3 protein-coding genes and 2 pseudogenes are annotated in these 5459 nt (G+C 69.3%); 2 read left to right on the forward strand and 3 right to left on the reverse strand.

Translation table 11 applies throughout. The features are described 5' to 3' along the window. Positions 1-13: 13 nt before the first annotated feature. Both J7E89_RS36860 and J7E89_RS36865 read right to left on the reverse strand, forming a co-directional pair. Positions 14-586, reverse strand: coding sequence for an NAD(P)H oxidoreductase (locus J7E89_RS36860; protein WP_214980431.1), 573 nt, complete (start codon positions 584-586; stop codon positions 14-16). After that, positions 583-1618 (reverse strand): annotated as a pseudogene (locus J7E89_RS36865) (NADP-dependent oxidoreductase). Before J7E89_RS36865 ends, J7E89_RS36860 begins: the two are co-directional and overlap by 4 nt. A 287-nt stretch (positions 1619-1905) precedes the next feature. Between J7E89_RS36865 and J7E89_RS36870 the strand changes: the two are divergent. Further along, entirely contained in the window at positions 1906-2298 is a 393-nt protein-coding gene (locus tag J7E89_RS36870) for a hypothetical protein (RefSeq protein ID WP_214980432.1), read from the forward strand. A gap of 113 nt (positions 2299-2411) precedes the next feature. Continuing rightward, positions 2412-3788 (forward strand): IS1380 family transposase, encoded by a 1377-nt coding sequence (locus J7E89_RS36875; protein ID WP_214980433.1) that lies wholly within the window; start codon positions 2412-2414, stop codon positions 3786-3788. Between the two features lie 378 nt (positions 3789-4166). Here J7E89_RS36875 and J7E89_RS36880 read toward each other — a convergent pair. Next, positions 4167-5400, reverse strand: a pseudogene (locus J7E89_RS36880) (IS4 family transposase). Between the last annotated feature and the right edge of the window lie 59 nt (positions 5401-5459).

Here is a 5459-nt window from a genome sequence, read left to right on the forward strand (position 1 = left end):
CCCCCGCCCTGCGCTACGCGCCCACCGCGTCCAGCGCCACGTCCGCCTCCTTCAGTACGTCCGCCCCCGCCCCCAGCGAGTCGTACACGAAGTGCACCTGCGCGTCCTCGATGCCGCAGTACTCCGAGATGCCCACCCGCAGCAGACGCCCGACCAACTCGTTCCAGCCCCGCTCCACGAACTGCTCTTCGCCGTAGGCGGCCAGCGCGAGCCACAGCATCCGCTTGCCGCGCAGGCGCGGGGCGCGCTGCCCGTACGCGAAGCCGTTGTTCCACACCCGGTCGATCCACCCCTTGAGAATGGCGGGGAGCCCGAACCACCACAGTGGGAAGACCACGACGATCGTGTCCGCCGCCCAGACGCGCCGCATGTGGGCCCGTACTTCGGCGGAGTACTCCTTGTCCAGGTCCGCCCAGTCCGGCTCGTCGGCCGGGCTCATCCGCGGATCGAAGTCCTCGGCGTGCAGGTCGAGTACGTCGACGCTGTACCCGTCCGCGGCGAGGCGCGCGCGGGCCCGCTCCGCGAGCTGCGCGGTGAGGGAGTCGGGACGGGGGTGAGCGACTACCAGCAGTGCGTGCTTGCTCATCGACGGCCGCCCTCGAGACGGACCAGCATCTTGCCGGTGTTCGCGCCGCGCATCATGCCGAGGAACGCGGCCGGCGCCTGCTCGATGCCGTCGGTCACGGTCTCCTCGGTGTGCAGCGAACCGTCCGCGAGCCAGCCCGCCGCCTTGCCGATCCACTCGGGGAAGAGCTCGAAGTAGCTGCTGACGAGCATGCCGCGCATGGTGACTTCCCGGGCGGCGGCCTGGAAGTCGGTTGTTGGGACCGGGCGCTGGTTCGGTGTCGTCGTAACCGCTGATCGCGCCGACGAGGGCGATCCGGCCGTTGGTGCGCATGGCGCCGATCGCGGCTTGGAGATGGTCGCCCCCCACGCTGTCCAAGTAGACGTCGATGCCGTCGGGTGCGGCCTGCGCCAGCTGCTCGGCTACGGCGCCCTGGCGGTAGTCGATGGCCGCGTCGTAACCGAAGCCGTCGAGTAGCTTCTTGGTCTTGGCAGGGCCGCCCGCCGAACCGATCACCCGGGACGCGCCGAGCTTTCTCGCCAGCTGCCCGGGGACACTGCCGACCGCCCCCGCCGCGGCGGACACGAACACCACGTCGCCCTCGCGGACCGGGGCCACGCGAGTGAGCGCGGCGTACGCGGTCAGGCCGGTGGTGCCCAGGGCGCCGAGGTAGTCCTGCGGGCGGGCCAGGGCCGGGTCGACCACGGTCGCGGCCGCCGCGTCGAGGACGGCGTACTCCCGCCAGCCCAGGAAGTGCGAGACGGTCGCGCCGACAGGGACGGAAGCGTCACGGGAGGCGACCACTTCGCCGATCGCGCTGCCCTCCATCGCGGTGTCCAGGGCGAAGGGCGGGATGTAGGAGGGGGCGTCGTTCATCCGGCCGCGCATGTACGGGTCGACGGACATCCAGGTGTTACGGACGAGGATCTGGCCCTCGGCGGGCTCCGGCACGGCGGTGGTGACGAGGGCGAAGTCCTCGGGGACGGGGGCGCCGACGGGGCGGGAGGCGAGCCGGACTTCCCGGGAGGCGGGGGCGGTGACAGTCTCAGACATGGTCTGTGGTTCCTATTCTTGCTGCTTCGGTCGGGCTGATGTGACCACTTTGGAGGGGGCCGCGCACGGACCACTGACGGTTCGCGCACGGCCGCCCAACAGCCCTTCCGCAGCACGCATTAGCCTCGGGCTTTCATGACGGTTGTCTGCCTGGCTTGTCGCAAGTCCCTGCCACTACCAGTGAGCTGGGAAGTTCTGCCTCTGCCCAGGTGCCAGTTTGAGTGCGGTGTGTGCACCCGTGGGGTGAGCATTCCCACGCCGGGTGCAGCAGCTGGGAGGCTGTTTCCATGGACACGGAGGCGCTCAGCGCGGATGACTACGAGTCGGTACATCGGGCAAGCCGACGGTTGGCGGCGCGGTACGGGATGGTGACGCTCAACGCCATGATGGAGGCATGGGAGGCGTTGGTGCAGGACATCGAGGAGGGGTTCGACGCCGAAGTCGTCTGGGAGTACACGCAGATGCTTCGCTGCCGGGCCTGGCTGGCAGAGGCATGGCCCGAGTTCACCGACAGGATTCGGGCCGAGCGGCAGGCAGAACTCGACGCGTTGGACGCCCGCTTCGAGCTGGCTACCGTGCCGCTGCACGGCCAGACGGACGATGCAAAGTGGCACTCCCGCCGACCGCTGACGATCGTCGGCGACCCTTCGCTGGAACTACCCGGATCCTGGGTCCTGTGACACGTGCGAGCTGGTGTCCAACACTCGGCCAGATCGCCGGAGAGCGCCCCTGAGCTGGGAAGATAGGGCTTGTCTAGGGTCCTGTCCGCACCAGCGAAAGAGGCACTCTCCGGGTGAGCAATCGTATCGGGTCATACCCGCGCGTGCGGATATCGGGTGGCGGCAGCGGGATGGTCTCGCAGGCCGGCGGTGCCCTGCTGGTGGAGACGGCCCGCCGAACGGGCTTGGCCGACGCGCTGTCGCAGGCGCTCACACCGTGGCGCAAGCCCAGAGCAGTGCACGACCCCGGCAAGATCCTGCTGGATGTCGCGCTGGCCGTGGCGCTGGGCGGTGACTGCCTGGCCGACGTCGCGATGCTGCGGGCCGAGCCTGGCGTGTTCGGGCCGGTCGCCTCCGATCCGACCGTTTCGCGGCTCATCGACACTTTGGCCGCAGCCGGTCCGCGTGCGCTCACGGCCGTCCGCCGGGCACGAGCCGATGTCCGCGAGCGCGTGTGGCAGCTGGCCGGGCAGACGGCCCCGGACGCGGACGGCCAGGTGATCGTGGACATCGACGGGGTACTCGTCATCGCGCATTCCGACAAGGAAGCCGCAGCCGCGACCTGGAAGAAGACCTACGGCCATCACCCGCTCATGGCATTCGTCGACCATGGCCCGGCCGGGGCCGGGGAGCCGGTGGCAGGCCTGCTGAGACCGGGGAATGCGGGCAGCAACACCGCCGCCGACCACATCGAGGCCGGCCGCCTGGCACTGGCCCAGCTGCCGAAGAAGTACCGACGCGGACGGCGCACGCTCGTCCGCACGGACTCCGGCGGCGGCACCCACGCGTTCGTGAACTGGCTCGCCGCGCGCGGGCGGTGGCTGTCCTACTCGGTGGGAATGACCATCACCGACGCGATCCATCAGGCCGTGCTGCTGGTGCCGGCTTCGGCCTGGACGCCGGCGGTCGAGCCCGGTGGCCAGGTCCGCGACGGCGCCTGGGTCGCCGAACTCGCCGGGGACGTCCTGGGCGGCTGGCCCAAGGGGATGCGGCTGATCGTCCGCAAGGAACGCCCCCATCCGGGCGCGCAGTTGCGCTTCACCGACGCGGACGGGATGCGGCTGACCTGCTTCGCCACCAACAGCACCGGCACCCCGATCGCCCAGTTGGAGCTGCGGCACCGCCGACGGGCCCGGGCCGAGGACCGCATCCGCGCGGCCCGCGACACCGGCCTGCGCAACCTCCCCCTCCACGACGCCGCGCAGAACCGGGTCTGGCTGGAGATCGTCCAGCTCGCCCTCGACCTGCTGGCCTGGATGCCGATGCTCGCCCTGATCGGCGACGCACGCAGGTGGGAACCCAAACGCCTGCGACTGCGGCTGTTCTCCGCCGCCGCCCAGCTCGTCACCACTGGTCGCCGCCGTTACCTCCGCCTCGCCCACCACTGGCCCTGGACCGACGTGATTACCGCCGCGTTCGAGCGACTGCAAGCTCTGCCGAATCCCGGCTGACCAGTGACAACGTCCCATCCCACCGACCAGCCCTACCTCTTCCGGAGCCGTGGAACCCGGCGCCCACCCGACGCGACAGCCGGGCCACCAGCCTGCCTACCACCAGCTCACCCGACCGAAACGGCCCGCCGGATGAACCGACGGACCGTCACGAAAGATCGAGGTTAGCGCCAATACCGGTTACTTAGGGTTACTTAGGGCTTTGGTATGTGTTTGCCTCGTTTGGGTTTGGTGGCGTCGATGATGGTGATGGTCGGAACGCGTGGGTGATCCGCAGTGTTGAGGGCGGCGCGTTTGAGGGGCCAGTTGGCGACTTTGCGTTTGATGGCGCGGGGGTTGCTCCGGCGGCGCCGCGGTGGCAGGAGACGTTCGAGGAGTTCAGCGTGAGCGGCTTTGATCGCGCGGGCGAGTCTGTCGGGGGGAAAACGCCGCCTGGTCGGTGACCTGGCGGCGCACGACGTGCAGTGAGCGGGTGAAGGAAATCCGGTCCGGATCCCGGCCGGCCTGTCGTGCGGCCTCGTGCATCAGGTGCCGGATGGCGTGGTGGACGAGCAGGAAGCCGTAGAGTTCCTGCTCGGCTCCGTCAGGGTGCTGCGAACGCAGCACCAGGCGGGAACCGCCGAGGTGGGTCTTGATCTCGTCGAGGGTGGACTCGAACTCCCACCGCTGGGCATAGAGGGCGGCCAGTTCCGCGGCCGGGGCCTCGTCCGGGTCGAGGATCGTGGTGATGAGCCGGTAGGCGCCCTCGTGGCCGGCGATGGTGTACTCCACCGCGCGCACTGGTACCCCCCGACGGGTGTGGTGGATGTCGGTGCGGTCGAAGATCTCGGTGAGGTAGGAACCGTCCGGCAGTTGCTCGACCACGGGCAGCACGAGGTCTTTGCGGACTCGCCACAGCAGGTCCGCTCCCGTCGCCGCGGCCTTGCACCACAGGTCCACACCGTAGAAGCCGCGGTCGGCCAGCAGCAGCATCCCCGGCCGCAGGGAAACCAGAACCTCCCGGGCCAGGGTCTGCTCTCCAGCGCGAAGAGGTCCGATCGCAGCGTCGAAGATGACATGGGTACCGCACTCCACCAGGCCGACCATGCGAATCTGCGGGTAGCCGACGTTCTGTTCGCCCCGTCCGGAACGGGGCGGGCGGGGCGAACGCCTCCACGTGCGCCTTCGTGTCGGGCAGGTCGAACGTGGTCCCGTCGATCGCGGTCAGCCGCCAGTCGCGGTAGAAAGCACCCTGCGTACCCGGTCCGGCAACCGGACGGCACACCCTGGCGAACAGCTGTCTCAGCGGCGCCACACCCAACCGGGACCTGGCTTTCCAGATCGCCGCCGTACTCGGCACCGCCCACGACGCACGCCAGCGCCGCGCGCCCTGCAAGCCTGCGGTCAGCAGCCGGGCGACTTCCTCATAGCTCTGCCCCGAAAACAGGCACATCGCCAACACGAAGTAGACCACCAGCCGGGCCGGCAACAACCGATTCCGTTGCTGTACGCGGCCCGTCTCCGCCAACACCTCATCCACAAGCGACTGGGGAAACGCCTGCGTCAGCACCCCGACCGCAACTCGGTCGGACAATCGCTCACCAGATGACTTCAGTTGACCAGCTCTCGGCACATCACCAGTAACGACCAAAGCGCCCCAAAGTTACCGGTATGACTCTGTTGGTGATCTTG

Origin of the sequence: Streptomyces sp. ISL-100 (assembly GCF_018614615.1) — a bacterium.
Taxonomy (GTDB): Bacteria; Actinomycetota; Actinomycetes; order Streptomycetales; family Streptomycetaceae; genus Streptomyces.

Excerpts from the sequence above, each read along its gene's own strand:
- J7E89_RS36860 (WP_214980431.1), bottom strand. The coding sequence starts at position 586 with ATGAGCAAGCACGCACTGCTGGTAGTCGCTCACCCCCGTCCCGACTCC.
- J7E89_RS36870 (WP_214980432.1), top strand. The coding sequence starts at position 1,906 with ATGGACACGGAGGCGCTCAGCGCGGATGACTACGAGTCGGTACATCGG.